This is a genomic window from Streptomyces sp. WAC 06738, from assembly GCF_003945505.1.
GTDB lineage: Bacteria > Actinomycetota > Actinomycetes > Streptomycetales > Streptomycetaceae > Streptomyces.
In genome coordinates this window covers 5,745,255-5,767,990 of sequence record NZ_CP029618.1, presented here as the reverse complement: position 1 = coordinate 5,767,990, position 22,736 = coordinate 5,745,255, and the positions used below count along the sequence as shown (strand labels likewise).

16 protein-coding genes are annotated in these 22,736 nt (G+C 74.2%); 10 read left to right on the top strand and 6 right to left on the bottom strand.

Annotation, left to right across the window (positions count from 1 at the left end; genetic code table 11):
• Positions 1-41: 41 nt before the first annotated feature.
• Entirely contained in the window at positions 42-1,361 is a 1,320-nt protein-coding gene (locus DMB38_RS25545; protein ID WP_125937124.1) for an epoxide hydrolase family protein, read from the top strand.
• 112 nt (positions 1,362-1,473) lie between these two features.
• Here the strand turns inward: DMB38_RS25545 and DMB38_RS25540 are convergent, their stop codons facing one another.
• From DMB38_RS25540 to DMB38_RS25525, 4 genes are all read right to left on the bottom strand, one after another.
• Positions 1,474-2,865, bottom strand: coding sequence for a sulfatase (locus DMB38_RS25540; RefSeq protein ID WP_125937123.1), 1,392 nt, complete (start codon positions 2,863-2,865; stop codon positions 1,474-1,476).
• 177 nt (positions 2,866-3,042) lie between these two features.
• Complete coding sequence (locus DMB38_RS25535) at positions 3,043-5,103, bottom strand: sulfatase (protein WP_125937122.1); 2,061 nt, start codon at positions 5,101-5,103, stop codon at positions 3,043-3,045.
• A gap of 26 nt (positions 5,104-5,129) precedes the next feature.
• Positions 5,130-5,795, bottom strand: coding sequence for a hypothetical protein (locus DMB38_RS25530; protein WP_125937121.1), 666 nt, complete (start codon positions 5,793-5,795; stop codon positions 5,130-5,132).
• A 27-nt stretch (positions 5,796-5,822) separates the two neighbouring features.
• Positions 5,823-7,724: a sulfatase-like hydrolase/transferase gene (locus tag DMB38_RS25525; RefSeq protein ID WP_206337741.1), complete on the bottom strand. Its 1,902-nt coding sequence runs from the start codon at positions 7,722-7,724 to the stop codon at positions 5,823-5,825.
• Positions 7,725-8,128: 404 nt separating this feature from the next.
• Here DMB38_RS25525 and DMB38_RS25520 point away from each other — a divergent pair, with 404 nt between their 5' ends.
• The 4 genes from DMB38_RS25520 to DMB38_RS25500 all read left to right on the top strand — a co-directional run bounded on the left by DMB38_RS25520 (position 8,129) and on the right by DMB38_RS25500 (position 13,894).
• Positions 8,129-9,535 (top strand): arylsulfatase, encoded by a 1,407-nt coding sequence (locus DMB38_RS25520; protein WP_125937120.1) that lies wholly within the window; start codon positions 8,129-8,131, stop codon positions 9,533-9,535.
• 235 nt (positions 9,536-9,770) lie between these two features.
• Positions 9,771-12,776, top strand: coding sequence for a sigma-70 family RNA polymerase sigma factor (locus DMB38_RS37700; protein WP_346429519.1), 3,006 nt, complete (start codon positions 9,771-9,773; stop codon positions 12,774-12,776).
• Positions 12,777-12,917: 141 nt separating this feature from the next.
• Entirely contained in the window at positions 12,918-13,151 is a 234-nt protein-coding gene (locus DMB38_RS25505) for a hypothetical protein (protein ID WP_240662464.1), read from the top strand.
• Positions 13,148-13,894, top strand: a complete 747-nt coding sequence (locus DMB38_RS25500) for a peptidoglycan-binding domain-containing protein (protein ID WP_125937118.1) — start codon at positions 13,148-13,150, stop codon at positions 13,892-13,894. Before DMB38_RS25505 ends, DMB38_RS25500 begins: the two co-directional genes overlap by 4 nt.
• 188 nt (positions 13,895-14,082) lie before the next feature.
• On the opposite strand, the gene DMB38_RS25495 is transcribed toward DMB38_RS25500, so the two are convergent.
• Positions 14,083-14,874 (bottom strand): SAM-dependent methyltransferase, encoded by a 792-nt coding sequence (locus DMB38_RS25495; protein WP_125937117.1) that lies wholly within the window; start codon positions 14,872-14,874, stop codon positions 14,083-14,085.
• Between the two features lie 148 nt (positions 14,875-15,022).
• Here DMB38_RS25495 and DMB38_RS25490 point away from each other — a divergent pair, with 148 nt between their 5' ends.
• From DMB38_RS25490 to DMB38_RS25480, 3 genes are all read left to right on the top strand, one after another.
• A complete protein-coding gene (locus DMB38_RS25490) occupies positions 15,023-16,111 on the top strand; it encodes a MerR family transcriptional regulator (protein WP_125939268.1) in 1,089 nt (362 codons plus the stop codon).
• Between the two features lie 223 nt (positions 16,112-16,334).
• Entirely contained in the window at positions 16,335-16,895 is a 561-nt protein-coding gene (locus DMB38_RS25485; protein WP_125937116.1) for a GNAT family protein, read from the top strand.
• 74 nt (positions 16,896-16,969) lie between these two features.
• A complete protein-coding gene (locus tag DMB38_RS25480; protein WP_240662463.1) occupies positions 16,970-18,937 on the top strand; it encodes an ABC transporter ATP-binding protein in 1,968 nt (655 codons plus the stop codon).
• Positions 18,938-18,965: 28 nt separating this feature from the next.
• Here the strand turns inward: DMB38_RS25480 and DMB38_RS25475 are convergent, their stop codons facing one another.
• Complete coding sequence (locus tag DMB38_RS25475) at positions 18,966-20,420, bottom strand: aminotransferase class V-fold PLP-dependent enzyme (protein ID WP_125937115.1); 1,455 nt, start codon at positions 20,418-20,420, stop codon at positions 18,966-18,968.
• 341 nt (positions 20,421-20,761) lie between these two features.
• On the opposite strand from DMB38_RS25475, the gene DMB38_RS25470 reads away from it, so the two are divergent.
• Together DMB38_RS25470 and DMB38_RS25465 are read left to right on the top strand one after the other, a co-directional pair.
• Positions 20,762-21,679 (top strand): class I SAM-dependent methyltransferase, encoded by a 918-nt coding sequence (locus DMB38_RS25470; protein WP_125937114.1) that lies wholly within the window; start codon positions 20,762-20,764, stop codon positions 21,677-21,679.
• A 229-nt stretch (positions 21,680-21,908) separates the two neighbouring features.
• Positions 21,909-22,658, top strand: a complete 750-nt coding sequence (locus DMB38_RS25465) for a class I SAM-dependent methyltransferase (protein WP_125937113.1) — start codon at positions 21,909-21,911, stop codon at positions 22,656-22,658.
• The last annotated feature ends 78 nt before the right edge of the window (positions 22,659-22,736 follow it).

Sequence of the window (22,736 nt, the reverse complement as noted above, 5' to 3'; positions counted from 1 at the left end):
TACGCCGCCGGCCAGCGTCCCTTCGAAGTTGGAGCACACCCATGCGTTCACCGCATCCCGGTCCGGTCGCGGACGAGCCCTCCTTCAGCCCGTCCCGGCGCAGCCTGCTGCGAACCGCCACCACCGCCGGACTCGCCACCGCCGCACCGGTCGTCCTGGGCACGGACCTCGCCTCCGCCACCTCCGCCGGCGCCGTCGGCCCGCTGAACCTGCCGGAGGCCACCAGCCGGATCACACCGCTGGACCTGCGCGTCCCCGAGGCCCTCCTGACGGACCTGCGTCAACGGCTGGCCCATGTCCGGCTGCCCGAGCGGGAGACCGTCACCGACAACTCCCAGGGCGTCCCACTCGCCAAGCTGACCGGCCTGCTGGAGTACTGGCGCACTCGGTACGACTGGCGCCGCTTCGAACGGCAGATCAACGCCCTGGGCCAGTACCGCACGCGGATCGACGGCCTGGGCATCCACTTCCTGCACGTCCGCTCCCGGCATACGGACGCCACGCCGCTCCTCCTCACCCACGGCTGGCCGGGCTCCTTCGTGGAGTTCGTGAAGGCGATCGGCCCCCTGACCGACCCCACGGCGCACGGCGGCAGCCCGCGGGACGCCTTCCACGTGGTCGTCCCCTCGCTGCCGGGGTTCGGCTTCTCCGACCGGCCCGGCACCACCGGCTGGACCAACGCCCGCATCGCGGCGGCCTGGGCCGCCCTCATGGAACGCCTGGGCTACACCCGGTACATCGCCCAGGGCGGCGACTGGGGCGGCGCCGTCACCACCCAACTGGGCAAGCTGCGGCCCAAGGGCCTGCTGGGAGTGCAACTGAACTTCCCCGAGTACACCTTCAGCCCGCCGGTCACCGACACGACCACTCCCGCCGAGCAGACGGCACTCGCCCAGATCCAGACCTTCTTCAGCCGGCTCTCCGGCTACTCCCTGGAACAGTCGACCCGTCCGCAGACCATCGGCTACGCCCTCGCCGACTCTCCCTCAGGACAAGCCGCCTGGATCTACGAGAAGTTGCTCGACTGGACCGACAACACCGGCCGGCCCGAAGGCGTCCTGTCCCCGAACGACATGCTGGACAACATCACCCTGTACTGGCTCACCGGCACCGGCGCCTCCTCCGCCCGCCTGTACTGGGAGAACTACGGCGCCTCCGGGCTGACCAAGCTGGACCTGCCGGTCGGACTGAGCGTCTTCCCCCGCGAACTGGTCCGCAGCCCGAAGATCTGGGCCGAGCGCGCCTACAGCAACCTGGTCTACTACAACGACCAGATCCCCTACGGCGGCCACTTCGCGGCGTTCGAGCAGCCCCAGCTCTTCACCCGGGAGGTCCGGAAGTTCGCCCGGCTGGTGAAGTAAGCCCGCCCCCGCGGCGAACGGGCCGCGGCGAAGGCGGCGGCGGTAGAGGCGGCGGCGGTGAGGACACGTCCACCGCCGCCGCCCTCGTGGCATCTACGGCCGGGCCCGGGGGCTAGCGGCCGCGGGCCGCGTTCAGCCGGCCGGCGAGGGCTGGGATGCCGAGGGCCCGTTCGTCGGCGGGGGTGGCCGCGTGCAGCAGGTTGGTGAGCTGGTGCGGGTCGGCGGCAAGGTCGTAGTACTCGCGGAACGTCACCGCCCCGGTGCCGGAGACGGTGCCGTTCTTGTCGGTCGTGAGGTCGTAGTACTCGGTGTACTGGCGGTCCCCGGCGACGAGTGAGGCCCAGCTGCGCCGGCCGCCCGCACCCTGCTTGAACCACTCCACCAGCAGGTGGTCGCGGCTGTACGGGCGCAGGAGCGACTTCCCGTCCTGGGGAGTGTCCGGCTCGATGCCGGCCGCGTCGAGGATGGTCGGGGCTATGTCGATGTTGGCGACGATCCGGTCGTCGGTGGTGCCGGAGGCGAGGCCGCCGGCCGGCCAGGAGAGACGGAACGGCACCTCGTGGGAGGGGGAGTAGGGCACGGACTTGCCGGTCCAGGCGTGGTCGGCCCAGCAGAAGCCGTTGTCGGCAATGTAGATGACCAGGGTGTTCTCCAACTGTCCCAGCTCGCGGAGCTTGTCCTTGAACGCCTGCACGGCGTCGTCGACGGAGAGCAGGGTGCGTAGCTGGCGGGTGCGGACGGCCTGCCCGTCGGTGAGGGTGGCGGTGGCGTTCCGGATGTACGGGGGCTTGTCGGCGCGGTCGGGCTCGGGGACCGAGGGGCGGCCGTCCCAGGCCGGGACGGGCGTTTCGGCGTACTGCTCCTCCGGGGTGTTGGGGCCGTGGGAGGCGTACGGCGTGACGTACGCGAACCAGGGGCGGGAGTCCGTCGCGGCGCGGTCCAGGAACGCGAGCGTCCGCTCCCTGATGACGGTCGTGGTGTAGCCGGGAATCGTCTGCACCGTGCCGTCGACGTTGTACGTGCCGTCGACGTAGCCGGGGCGCAGCAGGGCGAACTCCTCGAAGTGCGGCGGGTTGTCGGCGATATTCCAGGAGTTGAGGTATTTGCCGAAGAGACCGGTGCGATAGCCCGCTTGGCGCAGATAGCGCTGGACGGTGGTGTGCTGGTCGAGCCGGCCGGAGGCGGCATTGTTGCGGACCTCGTGGTTGTGGGCGTACCGGCCGGAGAAGATTGACGAGCGGGACGGCGCGCAGAGCGGTGTGGTGACGTGGCCGTGGGTGAAGGTGACGCCCTCGCCGCCGAGCCAGTCGACGGTCTTCGGGGTCGCCCACTCGGTCTGTTTGGGCTGGTCGTCGGTGACGACGAGCAGGATGTTCGGGCGGCGCGCGGTGGCGCCGGCGGCGGGTGCGGCGGCGGCGACCGCGGGCACGGCGGTGGCCGCTGCCGCGGCCGAGCCGGCGAGGAAGCCGCGCCGCCCGAGCGACGTACGGTTTGTCTCACACATGGGTCAGCTCACTTCTGTCGGCTGTTTTCGGGCGCGGGAATTCCCGTGGGGAAACGTGCCGGAGAGGAAAAGGGGCGGGGTGAATCCGTGAGCGCTGCGGTGCGTGGGTACGTCGAGGTTACGTGCGGCCCGGGGGCCGGACAACGGAGACGTGGGCGGCCCTCACAGAACTGACATCTATTGCGGGCTCGTTGTATTCGTGTTGCCGGCCGGCGGCCGTTTCGCCCGGGCGCGGTGTGCGCCGAGGCCGTCGAGCGTGAGGGTGCCGTCGTCGAGCCGGGCGCCGAGGGCGTAGCGGTACTGTGCGCGCACCGCGGGGTCGCGGAGGTCGAGCGCGCCGCCGGTGTCGGTCGTGAAGAGGAACTCCCAGCCGCCGCCCTGGTCGGCGTAGGCGGTGGCGGCACTGCCGCGGAGCACGAACGCGTAGCGGGCGCCGGGGCCCGTGAGGTCCACGGTCCCGTCCAGGTTGCCCACGGGTTCGGCGCCGGCGGTGATCAGTGCGCCGTCGATGCGCAGGTCCCAGCCGACGCGGCGCAGTCCGTTGTGGTAGCGGAAGAGCAGGTAGTTGTCCGCGTCCCGGGCGAGGCCGACGAAGACGGTGTCCTGGGTGCCGGCCCCGGCGAACGTGCCCGGGTCCAGCACGACCGCCACCTCGTCCGAGCCGGGCGCGACGCCGGAGCGGAACACCAGGTGCGTGAGCTGGTCCGCGCTCACCGCGAGCCGGCCGTCGCGCACGGCCACCCGGCCCGCGTACGGCGTCACGGGCAGCACGTCCCAGTGCGCCAGGCCGGCGTCGAAGCCCTCCTCCACCTCCGGTACGGGATACGCCCGCAGGCCCGGCGGGGCGGGGAGGACGTCCAGTTCGGCGAGGTGCTCCCGGAGCAGCGCGCCCAGCCGGCGGGCCTGCGCGGGGTGGCTGCGGGAGAGGTCCGTGGTCTCGCCGGGGTCGCGGCCGAGGTGGTACAGCTCGCTGCGGCCGTCGCGCAGGTACCGGACGAGCTTGAACTGCCCGGCGCGGACGGCGGCGTGCGGGTGCGTCTTGCCGATGAAGTGCGGATAGACCCAGAACAGGGTGTCGCGGTCGAGGGTGCCGGAGCCGGTGAGCACGGGCGCGACGCTGACGCCGTCGAACTCGTCGCCGGGGCTGCCGCCCGCGAGGTCCAGGGCGGTCGGGAGGACGTCGACGGTGGACGTCGGCACGGCGGTAGGGCGGCCGGCGGGCACCCGGCCGGGCCAGTGCGCGATCAGCGGCACCCGGATGCCGCCCTCGTAGAGCTCTCCCTTGCCGCCACGGAGCGGCTGGTTCGCGTCCCGGTAGGGGCCTCCGTTGTCGGAGGTCACCAGCAGCAGCGTGTTACCGGCCAGGCCCAGCTCGGTGAGCGCGCCGGCGATGCGCCCCACCTGCTCGTCGACGCTTTCGAGCATGGCGGCCAGCACCGGGCGGTTCGGCGCGTCGCCCGCACCGGGCTTTGCCCGGTACTTGGCGACCAGTTCCGGCTTGGCGTCGAGGGCGGTGTGCACCGCGTAGTTGGAGACGTGGAGGAAGAACGGCTCGTCCCGGTGGCGGGCGAGGTAGTCGACGGCCTCGGCGGCGAGGCGGTCGGTGAGGTACTCGCCGGGCTCGCGGGCCGGCAGCTCCGGCATGAAGAAGTACGGGTGGAAGTAGTCGCCGTCCGCGATGTACTTCTCCTCCGAGGCGATGACCTCGTCGAAGCCGTGCGCGTACGGGTTGCCCGGCCGCTCGGCGTACGGACCGCTGTAGGTCTCGGTGAGGTGCCACTTGCCGATCAGGCCGGTGGTGTAGCCGTACGGGCCGAGGACGCCGGGCAGCGTGGGGATGCCGGGGTCGAGGTACTTGGCGCTGGGCGCGGCCTCGCCGCGCAGGAAGTCGGTGATGCCGGTGCGTGCCGGGTAGCGGCCGGTGACCAGCGCGGCGCGGGTCGGCGAGCAGAGCGGGGCGGCGGCGTACGCCTGGGTGAACAGGGTGCCCTGGCGGGCGAGCCGGTCGATGTGCGGCGTCTCGTTGAAGATGTTGCCGTAGGCGCCGAGTTCGTCCCAGCCGAGGTCGTCGACGGAGACGAAGACGATGTTCGGGGGCCGTCGGCCGGGCCGCCCCGCCGCCTCCCGTGCCGTCGCCGTCGCCGTCGAGGGGCCCGCGGCCAGCCCGGCCAGGGCGGCGCCCGCGGCGCCGCCGAGGATGCCGCGCCGGGAGAGTCCGGCGCCGTTGCGTACGTTCATGGAGACTCCTCCGGTCTGCGGGGCGCTCATACGTCGTCGAACGGGGGGCGGACCGGCCAGCCGTCGAACTGCCGCGTCTCCCGGTCGTGCGGGTGGCCGTCCCACGGCCAGGACCCGAGCGTGAACGCCCGTGCGGCGGGGTCCACCCGGACGATGCCGTAGCCCTCCCGCTTGAGGCTGCTCTCGCCGACCCCCTGCCCGGTGGGGTAGCCCGCGCGGTAGTCCGCGAAGGACACCCGCGGGTTGGCGACGGCGAGGACGCGCGGCCTGGTGCCGAAGCCGTCGGTGAGGTCCCCGGTATGTTCCGTGGTGCCGATGAGGAAGCCGGAGAAGCCCGGGCCCGGGACGAGTGTTCCCGTGCGTACCCGCAGCCGCGCCGGCCGGTCGCCGGTGAGCTCCCGGGTGAGCACCGCGACCGTACGCAGCCGGTGCGGTCCCGGCGGCGCGACGCTCTCGATGCGTCCGCCGGCCGGCCGCCGGTCCTGGAGCCGGTTGGCCCAGAAGTCAGGACCGAGCCACGGGCGTTGCACGTCCGCCGGCAGCCGCCCGACCGCGCCCGTTCCGGTTCCGGGTTCGCGCGCGGCGGCGTCCGCGGTGGCGTCCAGGGCCGGGGTGAGGGCCGGCGCCCCGGTCGCGCCGCCGGCGGCCAGGAGCGTATGCCGGGCCAGGTGCCGATCGTGCTGCTGCGTCATGGGTGTGCTCCTGCCTCGTACGGGCGGCTAGCGGATGTCGGGCTGCTCGCCGCGGAGGACGGCGGCGGTGTGGGCGGCCTTGGACCTGACCTGGCCGTCGGTGTCGTCCACGGCCGCCTTCTCGATACGGGGCAGCTCGGGCCGGGCCGCGTCGCCGATGTTCCGCAGGGCGGCGACCGCCTGGAGCCGGACCCGGTGGTGCCCGTGCCCCGCCAGGGTGCCGGCGAGCCACGGCACGCTCTGCTCGGTGCGCCCGGTCCGGGCGAGGGCTTCGGCGGCGGCGATGCGGACGTGCACGGACGGGTCGTGGGCCAGGAGGCGGCCCAGCGTGTCCGCCGCCGGTTCCGCGCCCGCGTCGAGCATCACCGCGCCGAGGGCGCCCCAGTAGCGCACGACCTCGTTGTCGTGCCGCATCGCCGCGACGAGCCGGGGGAGGTTCTCCGGCGCCCGGCGGATGGCGGTCCCGGCGACGGCGAGCACCTCGGGCAGCGGATAGGCGCCGGGGGCACGGCTGGCGTCGTAGCCTTCGAGCGGCGAGCCCTCGGGGATGAAGCCGTTGTCGTGGGTGTCGAGCAGGTGGGCGTCGAGGGCCCGGCGCAGCCGGCCGCGGACCGTGCGCAGGGCGGGGTCGTCGATGAGGTTGTGGACCTCGTCGGGGTCCTTGGCGAGGTCGTACAGCTCCTCGGCGGGTTTCTGCCGCCAGAAGCGGGACTGTGTCCCGTTCAGCTCGCCCCTGGCGTACAGGTCCTGCCATTCGCGGTAGCCGGCCTGGCGCCAGCCGTACACGACGTGCTGGCCGTAGACGAGGTGGGGCAGGTAGTTGCGGATGTAGCGGTAGCGGCGGTCGCGCACGGTGCGCTGCATGTCGTACGTCTCGTCCATCCGCCCGCGCTGGGAGAACGCGTACCGGCGGGGCCGCCCCCGGCGGCCGGCGAAGGGGACGCCGCGCATGTGGGCCGGGACGTCGAGGCCCGCGAGGCGCAGGACTGTGGGCGGCAGGTCGATGGCGCTCACCGGATGGCGCACCACCGAACCGGGCCCGTCCGGGGCGAGGTGGGCGACGTTCCGGCCGAAGCGGACGATCAGCGGGGTGTGCAGGCCGCTGTCGTAGCAGTAGCGCTTGCTGCGCGGGAGCACCCCGCCGTTGTCGGAGTAATAGAAGACGATGGTGTCGTCGGCCAGGCCGGCCGCCTCGAGTTCGCCGAGCCGGGCGGCGATCTGCGCGTCCATCGTGGTCATCTGGTCGTGGTAGTGCGCCCGGTCCCGGCGCAGCGTGGGCGTGTCCGGGTGGTACGCGGGCAGCCGGACCGACTCCGGCGGGGTGGTCGGCGTCCCGTCGGCGAACATCACGGACTCGTGGGTGGACTCGTGGTTGAAGACCGCGAAGAACGGCGCTCCCGCGGGCCGGCGGCTCCAGTGCGCCTGCTTGCCCGAGGCGTCCCAGACCGCCGCGGGGTCGAAGGGGCCGTTGTAGTCGGTCTTGGCGTTGTTGGTGCAGTAGTAGCCGGCCGCACGGAGGTAGGCGGGGAAGCCGCGAAGCCAGCCCGGTGTGCGCGCGTCGGCGCGGTGGTGCTGGCCCGGTCCGCACTCCTGCGGGTAGACGCCGGTGAGCAGCGCGAACCTGGACGGTGCGCACACCGGGGCGACGGAGAACACGTTCTCGTAGCGCACGCCTTCCGACGCGAGCGCGTCGAGCGTGGGGGTGCGGGCCACGGGGTCGCCGTAGGCGCCGATGAACGGGTTGTTGTCCTCGCTGACGAGCCAGACGATGTTCGGTCCGCGCGGGGCGGTCTCCGCGGCGGCGCCGCCGGACGGGGCGAGGGAGAGGCCGCCTGCGCCGGCGACCGCCGCGCCGGCCGACAGGAACCGCCGCCGGGCCATTCCGTCGTCGTCGCCTGCCCGGGGGGCTGGAGGCGTGGTCGTCGGCATGCGGGCACATCCCATCTGAGGTCCGGAGGGAAGGTGGTGTCTGTCGGTGTACGCCCCGGGGGCGCCGGAGCGCGTGGGGTAGCGGGAGGGACGGGCCGGCGAGGGCAACGGCCTGCCGGCCGCGGCGGGTCACCCCTGGCGAATCGGTCGCCGGGGCGGCGGGGGTCCCGGCGGACATCGGATCACGTGTCCGGACGGAAGCCGAGGCCGGTGGCCGGGCCGAAACATGATCGCCATGTTCGGGAACGAGGGCCCCGAGCCGGCCGTGCCGGTGCGGGACGTGCCCTGACGCGCCGGTGAGCCGTGCCGAGGCGCGCCGGTGGGTGGCGCCGACCGTGGACGTTTCATTGCAGGGTCATGTCATCCATGGTCCCGGCGGTCGACTGCGTGTTCCCCTCCGGGGCATGACACACGGTTCAGCTTTTCCGTCCCGGCCGGGCTTCTCCCGCCGCGGCTTCCTCGGCGGTGTCGCCGCCCTGTCCCTGGCGGGGGCCGGCGCGGTGCCCGGCCGAGCGGTGGCCGGCACCGGGCAGCACGGCGGCGGCCGGCGGCCGAACATCGTGCTCATCGTTCTCGACGACCTCGGCCGGGGCGAACTGGGCTGCTACGGCCAGCGCCGGATCCGTACCCCGGTGCTGGACGGACTGGCCGCGGAGGGCATCCGGTTCACCGACGCGTACGCGAATCCCTCCTGCGCGCCGACCCGGGCGTCGCTGCTGACCGGGCTGCACACCGGCCACGCGTCGGTGAAGTCCAACGCCGACGCCGCCACCGGGCTTGCGGCCACGGACCTCACGGTCGCCGAGGTGCTGCGCTCCGCCGGCTACACCACCGGACTCGTCGGCAAGTGGGGCCTCGGCCCGGAGACGGGCGGCAACCCCAGCCACCCGAACAGCCAGGGCTTCGACTCCTTCTTCGGCCACATCGACCAGCGCCACGCGCACGACTACTGGCCCACGTACCTGTGGCGCGACGGCGAGCGCGTGTCCTACCCGGAGAACGACGGCGCGGACGTCACGTACACCACCGACCTGTTCACCCGGGAGACGCTGGAGTTCCTCGACCGCAGCCGGGACGAGCCGTTCTTCCTGCACCTGAACTACACCACCCCGCACGCCCCCAACGAGATCCCCGACGACGCGCCCTATACCCACGAGGACTGGCCGGAGGGCGAGCGCAACCACGCCGCCCAGATCACGTACACCGACGGCGAGATCGGCAAGGTGCTGGCCCGGCTCGCGGAACTCGGCCTGGCGGACGACACCCTGGTCCTGGTCACCAGCGACAACGGTCCGCACGCCGCCGGACACAACATGGGGCACGTGGGCAGCACGCTGCCGCACGACCCGGAGTTCTTCGACAGCAACGGTCCGCTGCGCGGTATCAAGTTCACCGTCTACGAAGGCGGGATCCGGGTGCCGCTCATCGTCCGGCTGCCGGCGGCGCTGCGCACCGCGCGCGGCCCGGCGCCCGGCTCGGTGCTGCACGACCCGGTGGCCGTCTGGGACCACCTCCCCACGCTGGCCGAGGTCGGCGGCGCCGCCGCACCGGAAGGGCTGGACGGCGTGTCGTTCGTGCCCGCGCTGACCGGCCGCAGGCAGACCCGCCACCCCTACCTGTACTGGGAGGCCGACGGAGCCGACGAGGCGGTGCGCTTCGGCAGGTGGAAGGGCGTACGCCCCGAGGACGGACCGGTCGAGCTGTACGACCTGCGCGCCGACCCCGGCGAGCAGAGCGACGTCGCAGCCGCCCGCCCGGAGCTCGTCCGCACCGCCGAGCGGCTACTGGCCGACGCCGTCGCGGAGCGCTGACGCGCACCGCTGCGCCCCCGGGGCCGACCGGCGCCGCCCGGCGGCACGTCGGCCCTGGGTGACGCCTTCGGTGGGGGCCTGGGGAGGGCTGAGGGCCGGCGGTACGCCGTTTCCGCCGGACCGCCCCGTCCGGGGCCGGCGGGCGCGAAAAGTGTTATCGCGGGCCCGTTCCCTGCGTCACCTGTAACAGGTGCGCTGCTCGGCGCGCCCTTCCCCCCACTCACAGGAGCCGCACATGGGCCACCACAACGCACCCCGCATGAGCCGCCGCAGCGTCCTGCAGATCGCCGGAGGGGTCGCGGCGGCAGGGGCGGTGGGCAGCTCGGCCGCCGCCTGGAGCGGCGAACCCGCCGCCGCTCCCGGGGCCGCAGCCTTCACCCACCCCGGTGCGCTGCACACCCAGGAGGCGTTCGACCGGATAGCGGAGAAGGTCGCCGCGGGCGACCAGCCGTGGCTCTCCGGCTGGGACCGGCTCACCGCCAACTCCCACTCCGCGCCGGGCAGGGTCCCCAACCCGCAGAAGACGATCGTCCGCGGCGGCGGCGAGGGCGAGAACTACTGGATCCTCTACAACGACATCCACGCGGCGTATCAGAATGCGCTGCGCTGGAAGATCACCGGCGACACCGCGCACGGCGACACCGCGCGGGACATCTGCAACGCGTGGTCGCAGACGCTGGAGTCCCTCGACCCCACCTACTCCGAGTCGCGGCTGGCGTCGGGCATCTACGGGTATCAGTTCGCCAACGTCGGCGAGCTCATCCGCGACTACGAGGGCTTCGACCTGCGCCGGTTCCAGGAGCTGACGAAAGCTGTCTTCTACCCGCTGAACAGCGACTTCCTGGTCCGCCACAACGGCACTTGCGATACCCACTACTGGGCCAACTGGGACCTGTGCAACATGGTCTCGATCATGGCCATCGGCATCCTCTGCGACGACCAGGCCCTGTTCGACGAGGCCGTGGACTACTTCCACAACGGCGCGGGGACCGGCGCGCTCGCGAACGCGATCCCCTTCGTCTACGACGACGCCGGTCTCGCCCAGTGGCAGGAGACCGGTCGCGACCAGGCGCACAGCATCATGGGCATCGGCCTGATGGGCACTCTGTGCGAGATGGCGTACAGCCAGGGCGTCGACCTCTACGCCGCGGACGACCACAGGTTCCGCAAGGCGTGCGAGTACGTGGCCCGGTACAACCTCGGCCACGACGTGCCGTACACCACCTACGACAACTGCGACAACGTGAACCAGACCGCCCCCGGTACCGGGGGCCGCGGCCAGGTGCGCCCGGTCTGGGAGCGGGTCTACCACCACTACGCGGGCCGGCTGGGCCAGGACTGCCCGAACATGCGGGAGACGGCCGAGGCCAACTCCCCGAGGGCGGCGGCGGCGACTACGGCGGCAACAGCGGCGGCTTCGACGAGCTGGGCTTCGGCACCCTGCTCTACGTTCAGTAGCCTCGCCGCGGCAGCGGCGGGTCCGGCGATGCGAGGAGTGACGGTGGACGCCCGGGACTGGCGCGCGGTCATCACGGCGGCGCAGGCCGGGGACCGCGAGGCGATGGAACGGCTGGTGGCCGGCTGGCTGCCGTTGGTCTACAACATCGTCGGACGGGCGCTCGACGGCCATGCCGACGTCGACGACGTCGTACAGGAGACGATGCTCCGAGCCGTGCACCGGCTCCCCGCCCTCCGCGACCCGGACAGCTTCCGCTCCTGGCTCGTCTCGATCGCGATGCGGCAGATACGCGACCGGGCACGGCGCCGGGAGCGGCAGGCCGCCGAGTCCCGCGCGAGGGCCGACGTCCCCGACGGGACCGTGGACTTCGCCGAGACCACCGTGCTGCGGCTGCAACTGGAGGGCCAGCGGCGCGAGGTCGCCGAGGCGGCGCGCTGGCTGGACGGCGAGGACCGGCAGTTGCTCTCCCTGTGGTGGCTGGAGGTGGCCGGCGAACTGAGCCGCGGTGACCTCGCCGCGGCGCTCGGCGTCAGCCGGGCGCACGCCGCCGTACGCGTCCAGCGGATGAAGGAACGGCTGGAGAGGGCGCGCGGCATCGTCCGCGTGCTGAAGGAGTCGAACGACCCGAAGCACGCCGGCTGCGACGGCCTGCGCGCCCTGCTCGGCCGCTGGGACGGCCGGCCCGGTTCCGTCTGGCGCAAGCGGCTGGCCCGGCACATCCGCGGCTGCGCCCGGTGCGCCGTGTCGCGCGAGGAGATCGTGCCGGCGGAGCGGCTGCTGGTGGGCCTGGCCCTGGTGCCGATCCCGGCGGGGTTCGCCCTCTCCCTGGCGCTGGGTGGCAAGACCACCGCGGCAGCCGCGGGCGCCGGCTGGGCGGCCAAGGCGCTGGCGGCATTCGGCAAGCCCGTGGCGGCGGCCACGGCGGGGGTGACCCTCGCCGCGGGTGGCACGGCGCTCCTGGTGTACGAGCGGCCGGCGGACCCGGCGCCGCGGGCCACCGCCTCCCCGGCCCCGCCCACGTCCGGGCGGGCCGGTACGCCGCCGGCGAGCCCGCCGGCGACGAGCAGGCCCTCGACACGCACGCCCTCGGCGAGCACGCCGCCGGCCACCCCACCGGGCACCGGGGGCCCGACGTCCGCTCCCGCCGCCCGGTACGGCAGCGTGGTCGACGCCGTCGACTCCCCGCCCGACCCCGGCCGGCCGCCCGGCTCCCTGCCCCACCGGCCGGAACGGGGCGTGACCAGCACCGTCGAACCTGACGTCACCCTCACCCACCGCGGGGAGAGCGCGACCCTGCGCGGCAGGGGATACGTGCTGGTCCGCTGGCAGATCGTCACCGCGGAACGCGGCGGCAGCCTGACCATGCCCACCTGGACGGGCCTGGAGGGCAGGCTCTTCCATGCGGCCTCCGGCGGCGGCCGGCGGATGGACGACGTCAAGCCGGGCGGAGCCGGCGAGACCTGGATGGAATCACCCGACATCGGCACCACCGTGCTCCCCGAGGGCACCCAGCAGATGTGGCAGAGCGAGTTCTTCTGGCTCGACGGCGCGGTCACGCTCCACCAGAACGAGACCGGGGAGGACTACAACGTCTTCGTCCAGCCGACGGACCACGCGTCCATCCTGCGCGACCTGCACACCGCGCCGGACCCGGCGACGGGCATCGTCCGCTACGGCCTCGTCCGCGACACCGGCGACAACCGCACCCCCGTACCGCAGTACCTCACCCGCGGCCGCCCGGCCGACCCGGCCACCGTGCCGCAACGTTCCCGGGTCGGATAGCGGCAGGACGGGACGGCCGGACCCGCGCACCGTCCGCTGCGTGGCCCCCTGGCGGCGCAACCGGGGCGCTACCGGTGTGCTGTACCTCTGGGGTGCGCGAGCGAGTCAGCCGACGTACCCCCACGACCGTCTGGAGACGACATGTCGCAACGACCATCCCGCCGTGGCTTCCTGGGGATAGCCGCGGTCGCCGTGGCCGGCGCCCCCGTGATCTGCTCCGGTGCGGCCTTCGCCGCGGATCCGCGGGAGTTGCCGATCGTGAACCGGCCCGGGCATCCCGGCGCGGTCTACGCGTCCGGCGGGCTGCGGCGGGCGCAGGACGAGCCGCTCAACGCCACCGTCGACTGCGCGCTGTCCGGACGGAGGGGACAGTGACCACCTTCGTCTCCCGGTCCGCCTGGGGTGCACGCGCTCCGCGGAACACCAACAGCAACATCACGCCCCAGAACGGCGGCGTGACCATCCATCACGTCGACGCCGTCCACGTCGCCCGCGCGAACCACGCGGACTGCGCCGCCCAGGTGCGCGGGATCCAGAACCACCACATGGACGGCAACGGGTGGGCGGACATCGCGTACAGCCACCTCGTCTGCGTGCACGACTACGTGTTCCAGGGCCGCGGTGAGAACCGCCGGACGGCCGCGAACGGCACCGACCCCGGCAATCAGAACTGGTACGCCGTCTGCGGTCTCGTCGGCGGGACCGCCGGGGACTACGACACCATCACCACCGGCCTCATCAACGCCTTCCGCTACGCCGTCAACCGGCTGCGCACGCAGGGTGGTGCGGCCCGTGCCATCTGCGGCCACCGCGACCACCTGAGCACCGGCTGCCCGGGGAACCTGTACGTGAACGGCGTGCTCAACGGGGCGACGAACCCCGGCGGCGGCCCGCTGCCCCACCCCGGCGTCAACTTCCGCCAGCCGCCGACCTTCAGCCACGCGAGCGTGGCCACGTGGCAGAACCAGATGAACGCCCGGCACGGCTACAGCCTCACCGCGGACGGCGCCTACGGCCCCAACTCGTACGCCGCGTGCCGGGACTTCCAGGCGAAGAAGGGCCTCACCGTCGACGGCATCGTCGGCCCCGCCACCTGGGGCGCCACCTTCCCCGCCTGAGGGGCGCGCCAGTCGGGAACGCTGTGGATCACCGCCCGGAACGGGCCCGGCCCGGGCGGGCGCTTGCGGGTCGTGCGGCGCGCAGTCGCCGGGCGATGCGGGCGGTGATCAGCAGCGAGGCCGGCAGGGGAGGCGGCAGAACCCATGGCGGCTCGCCGTAAGCCGCCCCACCGCGGCCCCTGCGCACCTCACGGCTTACGGGCTACGCCGCCGTAGACGGCCACCTCCGGCAGGTCCTCCGCGGTGCTCTCCGGCCGCCACCGCGGGCAGGAGACCACGCCCGGGGGCAGGAGGTGCAGGCCCTCGAAGTAGCGCTCGATCTCGTGCGGGGCGCGCGGTGTGTACGGGACCGCCGCCCCCGGGTTGTGCCGGCGGAGGGCTTCGACGTAGGCCGGTTCGGTGGTCGTGCCGTCGTTGAGGGCCAGGTGGCTGCCCGGGGGCAGGGCGGCCAGCAGGCGCCGTACGAGCGACCGGGCCTCGTCGTACTCCTCGACCAGGCCGAGGATCCCCATCAGCATCAGCCCCACCGGCCGTGTGAAGTCCAGCGTGCGCGCCGCCTCTTCGAGGATCCGGTCGGTATCGCGGGCGTCCGCGTCGACGTACTGGCACCGGCCCTCGGGGCTGGAGGTGAGCAGGGCCCGGGCGTGGGCCAGGACCAGGGGGTCGTTGTCGACGTAGACGATCCGCGCCTCCGGCGCGGTGCGCTGGGCGATCTCGTGGGTGTTGTCGGCGGTGGGCAGTCCGCTGCCGACGTCCAGGAACTGGCGGATGCCCGCGTCGCGCACCAGGTGGCCGACCACGCGGCCGGTGAACTGCCGGGAGTGGCGCGTGATGCCGGCCATCCCGGGGAAGACCGCGAGGATCGCCGCCGCGGCGGCCCGGTCGGCCTCGTAGTTGTCCTCGCCGCCCAGCAGGTGGTTCCAGATGCGCGCCGAATGCGGGCGGCTCGTGTCGATCGCGTCCGGTGCGTGGTCTGCCATGGGGACCGCCTGGAACTCGCGGGGTTGACCGGGGTGCGTCGCGGCTCAACGTACTGCGGCGCTACGGGCCCGGGAAAGGCCGCTTGACCCTCACGTGGCGTGAGGGGGCATCGTCGGGGGCGTGGCGGAACATCTGACCGTGGGGCGCGTGGCCGAGTTGGCCGGGGTGAGCGTGCGCACCTTGCATCACTACGACGAGATCGGCCTCGTACGCCCCTCCGCGCGGACCGCGGCCGGCTACCGGGCGTACGCGGCGGGCGACGTGGAGCGGCTGCGGGAGGTGCTCGGGTACCGGCGGCTGGGGTTCGGGCTGCGGGAGATCGCGGAGCTGGTCGACGACCCGGCCACCGACGCGGTCGCCCACCTGCGCCGGCTGCGCGCCCTGCTGCTGGCGCAGCGCGAGCGCGCCGCCGCCATGGTGACGGCCATCGACGCGGAGCTGGCGGCGCGGGCGAAGGGGATCAGGACGACGTCGGAGGAGCAACTCAGGGTGTTCGGACCACAGTTGTACGAGGCCATCGGCGCCGCGTATCCCGCGACCCGGCGCACCGAGCCGCGGATCGCCGCGCGGATCTGGGACGCCCTCGGGGACGCCCGTACGGTGCTGAACGTCGGCGCCGGCACCGGTTCGTACGAGCCGCCCGGCCGCGACGTCACCGCGGTCGAGCCGTCGGCCGTCATGCGGGCCCAGCGGCCGGCGGGCGCGGCGCGGTGCGTGGCGGCCAGTGCGGAGCGGCTGCCGTTCCCGGACGGGGCGTTCGACGCGGCCATGGCGGTGAGCACCGTGCATCACTGGCCCGACCCGGTGGCCGGGCTGCGGGAGATGCGGCGCGTGGCGCGGCGGGTGGTGGTGTTCACGTACGACGCCTGCGACCCGGGCAGGCGCGAGCGGTTCTGGCTCACCCGCGACTACCTGCCGGAGTTCGCCGGACTCCTCACCGACTGGCCGTCGCTGGCCGACCTGACGCGCGCGATCGGCGGGCGCGCGGAGCCGGTGCTCATCCCGTGGGACTGCGCGGACGGCTTCTTCGAGGCGCACTGGCGGCGGCCCGAGGCGTACCTGGAGGACGAGGTGCGCCGCGCGGTGTCGGTGTGGACCAGGGTGGGCCCGGCGGCGGAGCGGCGGGCGGTGAGCGGCCTCCGCGACGACCTCGCCTCGGGCCGCTGGAACGAGCGCAACCGCGACCTCCTCGCCCTCGACGCGGCCGAACTGGGCCTCCGCCTCCTCATCGCCTGACGCGTTTCCCGCCCTCTCCCCCGCGCCGCGGAATGCAGGCCGCCGGAAGGGGAGATATGACAACAGGCTTATCCGGGCCGTCCGATGAGCGGATGGCCGTCGCGGCCCGGGCCCGCCGCCGTGATTCACCCGTAAGCCGCGGCGTCCGCTTTCCCCCGAACGGGCACGGCTTGCCGGGGGAATGCGTTTGCGGGCAGCGGGTCCCGCCGGTTAGGAAACAGGGATGCTACGAGGCACGAAGGTCGGGCTCAGGGCCCGTCACGCGGACGACATCCCGATTCTGCAGGCCGACCTCTACGACGACGTCGTCACCGGCTCCCGGGCCCAGGCCACACCGTGGCGGCCGATCGCGGCCGCGTCCAAGGACAACCCGCTGCTGGTGGACGACAAGGCAGAGGGGACCGTCCCGTTCTCCGTGGTGGAGCTGGAGGGCGGGGAACTGGTCGGCACGGCGTCGCTGTGGGGCATCGACGCCCATCACCGCTCCGCGCACGTCGGCCTCGGGCTCATGCCGTACGCGCGCGGCAAGGGCTACGGCACCGACATCGTCGCCGCGCTCTGCCACTACGGCTTCGTCGTACGCGGCCTGCACCGGCTGCAGATCGAGACCCTGGCCGACAACGCCGCCATGCTCCGCGCCGCCGAGCGCAACGGCTTCGTCCGCGAGGGCGTGCTGCGCTCCTCGGCCTGGGTGCTGGGCACCTTCCTGGACGAGGTGGTCCTCGGGCTGCTCGCCCCGGACTGGCGGCCGGACGCGGCCTCGCGGCCCGACGACGGCGGCTGACGGATCGTCCGATCGTTGGTACCGCGCGCGAGCCGCGGGGGTCCGGCACCCCGAACCTTTGGCATGCTGCACTCATGTCGACGCCGCCCCTGCGCCCGGGTGCCTCCCCCGGCGGTCCCGCCGGTGTGTCCGTTCCGCCGGCCGCCGGCCTGCGGTTGCGGGCGCGGCGGGTGAGCCGGGACGTGCGCGGGGCGGGCCGGGTGCTGCGCGGGGTGTCGCTCGACGTCGCGCCCGGGAGCCTCACCGTGATCGCCGGGAGCAGCGGCGCCGGCAAGACGGTCCTGCTGCAGACGCTCGCGGGGCTGAGCGTGCCGAGCGAGGGCGAGGTGTGGCACGACGGGGCGCCGCCGGGGCCGCCCGGGCCGGAGTTCGGGTACGTGCCGCAGGAGGACATCATCCACCGTGAGCTGCCGCTGCACCGCACGCTGGTGTACGCGGCCGGGCTGCGGATGCCGCCGGGGACCCCGGCCGCGGCCGTCGCCGCGACGGTCGACCGGGTGCTGGCCACCCTGGGGCTGACCTCGCGGCGCGATACGCCGGTACGGGCCCTGAGCGGCGGCGAACGCAAGCGGGCGAGCATCGCGGTGGAGCTGCTGACCCGGCCCCGGGTGCTCTTCCTCGACGAGCCGACGTCCGGGCTCGACCCGGCCACCGGCGCGGAGCTGATGCACACCCTGCGCGGGCTGGCCGACGACGGCACGACGGTCGTGCTCACCACGCACGTGCTCGCCGATCTGCCGCGAGGCGACCAGGTGGTCTTCCTCTCGGCCGACGGCGAGGTCGCCTACGCGGGTGAACCGGGCGCGCTCTGCGAGACGTTCGGCGTGCGCACCGCGGAGGAGGTGTACGGGGCGGTGGCCGCCGGCGCACGGGCGCCGGGGGCGGGCGCCGGCGACGTCCCGGAGCGGGGGGACGGCTGGGGCCCCGGGGCGCCCTCCGGCCCGGCGGCACGCGCCGGCCACGCGGTACCTACAGGACACGCGGCACCGACCGGGGCCGTGGCACCCGCCGGTGCCGTCGCGGCCACCGGCCTCGCCACCGCCACCGCCACCGCTGCCGAGCCCACCGCCCGGTCCGGCCCCGCGGCAACGGCCGGTCCCGCAACGCCCGCCGATCCCACCACCCCCGCCGGCCCCGCCGCGCCCGCCCGCGCCCCCTCGTCCGCCGTCCCCGCCACCACACCCGCCCGCGTCGGCGCCCTGCGCCAGTGGGCCCTGCTCACCCGGCGCGGCACCGCGCTCCTCCTCCACAACCGCCTCTCCGTCGCCGTCCTCGTCGGCTCCCCCGTCATGATCGTGGCGATGTTCGCGGTGCTCTTCCGCGGCGGCGCCTTCGACCCCGCGTCCCCCGACCCCGGGTCGACCGCGATGATCATGTTCTGGATCGCCTTCGGCGCCTTCTTCTTCGGGCTGACGTACGGCCTGCTGCAGATCTGCACCGAACTGGCCGTGCTGCGCCGCGAATGGCTCGCCGGCCTGCGGATCGGCCCGTACGTCGCCTCCAAGCTCACCACCATGCTCCCCGCGCTCGCCCTCGCCGACGCGCTGCTGCTGGCCGTCCTGCGCGCGCTGGACCGGCTGCCGCCGGCCGGCTGGGACACGTACGCCTCGCTCTTCGCCTCCAGCCTGCTGGCCTCCGCCGCCGCCCTCGCGCTCGGGCTGCTCGCGTCCGCGGCGGTGGCGGAGCCGGGGCAGGCGACGCTGATGCTGCCGCTGCTGTGCTTCCCGCAGGTGCTGTTCTCCGGGGCGTTCGTGCCGGTGCCGCGGATGACGATGGGCGGCGAGGCGATCAGCCTGGCGATGACCAACCGGTGGGCGTTCGAGGCGCTGGGCAGCGGGGTGGGTCTGGAGTCGCTGTGGCGTACGGGGGTGTCCCCCGCGGGGTGGCCGCTGCTGGCCTCGTACGGAGAATCGTTCGGGCACCCGGCCGCCCGCGGGTGGCTGATCCTGGCCGGCTTCGCGGTGCTCTTCCTGGCGCTGACGTGGTGGGTCGTCGCGCGCAAGTGCCGGGACGGCGCCGAGCGGAGCCGGCAGGGACGGTGACGCGGGCCGGGGTCCGGGGCCCGCGGGGTCAGCAGCCCAGCCGCGGCGCGAGGCCGGCCACGTCGGGGACGCGGTCCCGGTAGGTCTGCGTCACGAACGAAAGAAACGTTTCGACATCGGCAGGCTGCGAGGACGCCCCCAGGGACACGCGCACGGCGCCCGCCGACGGCAGGTGCAGCATCTTCAGGTAGTCCTCCAGCGAGTCGAGCCGCCTGCGGGCCGCCCGGCGCAGCCGGCGCGGCGACAGGCCGAACGCCGCCTCGCCCGCTCCCGGGTTGCAGAAGCAGCCGGTGCGCAGGGAGATGCCGTACGCGCCGCTGTCGCGGATGATGACGCGCTCGTCGACGACCCGCCCTGCGGCGTCGAGGACGTTCAGCGCGACCGTGCCGCCGCGCGGTGCGCCGGCCCGGTCGGGGCCGTACACCCGGACCAGCGGCGAGCCGTCGCCGTGCCGCAGCGTCCGCAGCCCGGCGAGGAGGTGCGCCGTCAGCGCGTCGACGTGGTCGTGCACGCGGTCGATGCCGATGGACTCGATCCAGGCGAGGCCGGCGGTGACGTCCGGTATGGCGAGGAAGTTGACGGTCCCGTCCTCGAACGCGGCCTCGTCGTCGGCGAGGACGTGCCACTGCGCCTGCGCGCTGACGGCGTAGATCGTGCCGCCGGCGAACCACGGGCGGCGCAGCTTCGCGAGCGCGGTCCTGCGGGCGATGAGGGCGCCGAGTCCTGTGGGGTGGCCGAAGAGCTTGTACCAGCTCACGACGGTGAAGTCGGGGTGATGGCGGCCGAGGTCGAGGGCGTTGGTCGGGACGTACGCGGCCGCGTCGAGCACGACGTCGTAGCCGTGGGCCTGTGCGGTGGTGATCCAGTCCAGGGAGTGCTGTACGCCGGTGAAGTTGCTCTGCGCCGGATAGGCCAGCAGCCCCCGGGGAGCGTGGCGCACGAGGGCGGGGCGCCGGGTGCGTACGGCCAGGGCGGCGTGCATCCGGTCCTCGTCGATCCCCAGGTCCGGCGTGCGCAGCGGGACGTACTCGACGGTCGCGCCGCGCGCCCGCGCGTACTCCCGCAGGCCGTTGACGGAGTTGTGGTTGTCGAGGGAGAGGACGAGCCGGCTGCCGCGCCCGAGCGGATACGCCTCGCCGACCAGGCGCAGCGCGCCCGTGGCGTTGGGCGTGAAGATCACGGCGTACTCGGCGGGGTCGGCGTTGAAGTACCGCAGCACCGCCTCGCGGGCCTCGGCGAGCCGGTCCCCCGAGGCCCGGGAGGCGGGGCTCTCGGAGTGCGGGTTGCCGAACAGCCCGCCGGTGATGCGCCGGGCGCTCTCCGCGACGAGGGAGCGCGGCGGGAGTCCGGCGCCGGTGTGGTCGAGATAGGTGTGCCCGCCTTCGTCGAGGTATCCGAACTCCCGTTCCCGCAGCTCCGCGAAGAGGTCGGGGGCGTCCGCCGCTCGTTCGCGTACGTGCCCGGTGGTGTCTGCCCTGCCCATGGGACCCCTCCGCATGAAATCCGCCAAAGGTAGCCATACCAGGATGACACCGACCAGGCCCGGTGGCGGCAGCGAAGCGCGGCTTCGGCAAATCGAACTCAGCGGGGTATTTGATATGGCAGCTCGGTCGCATGTCGCATTCACAGATTTTCGAGTACGCCGGCGGGGGCACCCGGGCCCGGCCGCCGGGGACTTCGGCCGGTGGGCGCGGGCTGCCGGCCGCTCACCTGGATGGCCCGACGCGCGCCGCTCCGGGGGCGCACGCCGCCGGGTGCCGGACGCGGCCGAGCGCCGCGAAATCGGGTGGCGCGGGCGCCGCGCGCGTCACTACGGTCGCAGCCGTGCGGCATGAGGATCCGCTGGCCTACGCGGTCGGCATGGAGGGCATCGCCCTGGTGCGTTCGTTCACCGGGGAGTACGACCGGGCGTTCGTCGCCGCGCGGCTCGGCGGGATCCGGCGGCTGCTCGGCGACGAGGCGCTGGCGGGCGCGGGCGTGGACGTCGCCCGGGTGTCCACGGTCGAGGGGTACCGGATCTGGTCGGAGACGTACGACGGGCCCAACACGGCGTTCGACCTGGACGAGCCGGTGGTCGGGGCGTTCCTCGACCCGCTGCCTCCGGGCCTCGCCCTGGACGCCGCCTGCGGCACCGGCCGGATGGCGGCCCTGCTGGCCGCGCGCGGCCACCGCACCCTCGGCGTCGACAGCTCCCCGGAGATGCTGGCGCGGGCCCGGAAGCGGCTGCCGGAGGGGGACTTCCGCCTCGGCGGGCTGGACGCGCTGCCCGTCGCCGACGGCGCCGTGGACGTGGTGGTCTGCTCGCTCGCGCTGACCCACGTCCCCGATCTGGGCCCGGTGCTGGCGGAGTTCGCGCGGGTGCTGCGGCCGGGCGGGCACCTGGTGACCTCGGACGTCCACCCGGAACGGGTGGCGCTCGGGTCGGTCCCGGCGGTACGGCTGCCGGACGGCGGCCCCGCCCGGGTGGAGACGTACCGGCACGCGGTCGGGGACTACGTGCGCGCCGCGCTCGCGGCCGGGCTCGACGTGCTGGGCTGCGAGGAGCCGGGGGTGCCGGCCGCCGCGGAGGCAACACCGGCCCCCGCTCCGGCGACGGACCCGGGGCCGTGGGAGGCGTGGCCGTGGTCCCTGCGCGAACTGGTCCCCGAGGCCGCGGCGGTGTCCCACGCCGGCGTCCCGGCGGCGATCGTCTGGCACTTCCGGCGGGCCGCCCGCCCGGCGGTCACCTCCGCGGACGCATGACGTCGCAGCGCCTCGCGGCCGTCACCGGGTGCCGGCCGCGGGGCGCGTACGTCGTCGTCAAGTGACGTGCGCGGCACGCCGGTTCGCCCCGGGGTGGGCTGCCGGCCGCGGGGTCCGGGCGTGGCACCACGGGGTGGAGCGCACCGCGCCGGCCGCGGGTGCGGAACCCGGGTGACCTCCCTCCCCGGGGAACTGTCACCCCCGCCGCCACCCGCATAAGGTGGCGAACATGGATCCAGCAGACTTCTACACCGGAATCGTCGCGGAGCTGTACGGGCCGCTGAAGTCCGTGGCCCAGGACCCCGAGCCGTACGCCGCCTTCATCGAGCAGGCCGGTACGCCCGCGCTGGAGCTGGGCTGCGGCGACGGCGAGCCGCTGCTCGAGCTGCGCCGCCGCGGTCTGGACGTGGACGGCGTCGACTCCTCCGCGGACATGCTGGACCGGCTGCGCCGCCGCGCGGCGGAAGAGGGCCTGCCCGTCAGGGTGTTCCAGCAGCGCATGGAGGCCCTGGACCTGCCGCGCAGGTACGCCGCCGTCTTCCTCGCCGGGCCGACGTTCAACCTGCTGCCCGACGACGCCACCGCGCTGGCCGCGCTGCGCGCCATCCGCACCCATCTCGCCGGGGGCGGCACCGCCCTGATCCCGCTGCACCTGCCGGCGCCCACCGCCGCGGCGGACGTCGGCCGGGCCCGCACCGCCACCGGTCCCGACGGCGCCGAACTGCGGGTCCGCGTCGTCGCGGAGAGCCGCGACGAGCACACCCGCACCCAGACGACGCTGCTGCGCTACGAGCGCTACCACCCCTCGGGCAGCAGCATCACCGAACGCCCGTGGGTGCTGCACTGGTACACCCGGGACGGCTTCGAGACCCTGGCGGCGGTCGCGGGGCTCGACGTCGCCGGGATCACGGAACCGGACGGCGGGCCCGCGGCGCCGGACGCCGGCCACATCCACGTACGGCTGCGCGCCGCGGACTGACCCGCGCCCGGCCGCGCCCCGGCCCCGCTCCCCCGCCGCTCGCCCCCGGCCGCTCTCCGCCCGGCCAGCTCCCCTGCC

What these genes read in the sequence shown, in the direction of transcription:
- DMB38_RS25520 (WP_125937120.1), top strand. Translation starts at nt 8,129, where the DNA reads ATGACACACGGTTCAGCTTTTCCGTCCCGGCCGGGCTTCTCCCGCCGC.
- DMB38_RS25545 (WP_125937124.1), top strand. Translation starts at nt 42, where the DNA reads ATGCGTTCACCGCATCCCGGTCCGGTCGCGGACGAGCCCTCCTTCAGC.
- DMB38_RS25495 (WP_125937117.1), bottom strand. Translation starts at nt 14,874, where the DNA reads ATGGCAGACCACGCACCGGACGCGATCGACACGAGCCGCCCGCATTCG.
- DMB38_RS25465 (WP_125937113.1), top strand. Translation starts at nt 21,909, where the DNA reads ATGGATCCAGCAGACTTCTACACCGGAATCGTCGCGGAGCTGTACGGG.
- DMB38_RS25530 (WP_125937121.1), bottom strand. Translation starts at nt 5,795, where the DNA reads ATGACGCAGCAGCACGATCGGCACCTGGCCCGGCATACGCTCCTGGCC.
- DMB38_RS25475 (WP_125937115.1), bottom strand. Translation starts at nt 20,420, where the DNA reads ATGGGCAGGGCAGACACCACCGGGCACGTACGCGAACGAGCGGCGGAC.
- DMB38_RS25525 (WP_206337741.1), bottom strand. Translation starts at nt 7,724, where the DNA reads ATGCCGACGACCACGCCTCCAGCCCCCCGGGCAGGCGACGACGACGGA.
- DMB38_RS25535 (WP_125937122.1), bottom strand. Translation starts at nt 5,103, where the DNA reads ATGAACGTACGCAACGGCGCCGGACTCTCCCGGCGCGGCATCCTCGGC.
- DMB38_RS25505 (WP_240662464.1), top strand. Translation starts at nt 12,918, where the DNA reads ATGTCGCAACGACCATCCCGCCGTGGCTTCCTGGGGATAGCCGCGGTC.
- DMB38_RS37700 (WP_346429519.1), top strand. Translation starts at nt 9,771, where the DNA reads ATGGGCCACCACAACGCACCCCGCATGAGCCGCCGCAGCGTCCTGCAG.
- DMB38_RS25485 (WP_125937116.1), top strand. Translation starts at nt 16,335, where the DNA reads ATGCTACGAGGCACGAAGGTCGGGCTCAGGGCCCGTCACGCGGACGAC.
- DMB38_RS25540 (WP_125937123.1), bottom strand. Translation starts at nt 2,865, where the DNA reads ATGTGTGAGACAAACCGTACGTCGCTCGGGCGGCGCGGCTTCCTCGCC.
- DMB38_RS25480 (WP_240662463.1), top strand. Translation starts at nt 16,970, where the DNA reads ATGTCGACGCCGCCCCTGCGCCCGGGTGCCTCCCCCGGCGGTCCCGCC.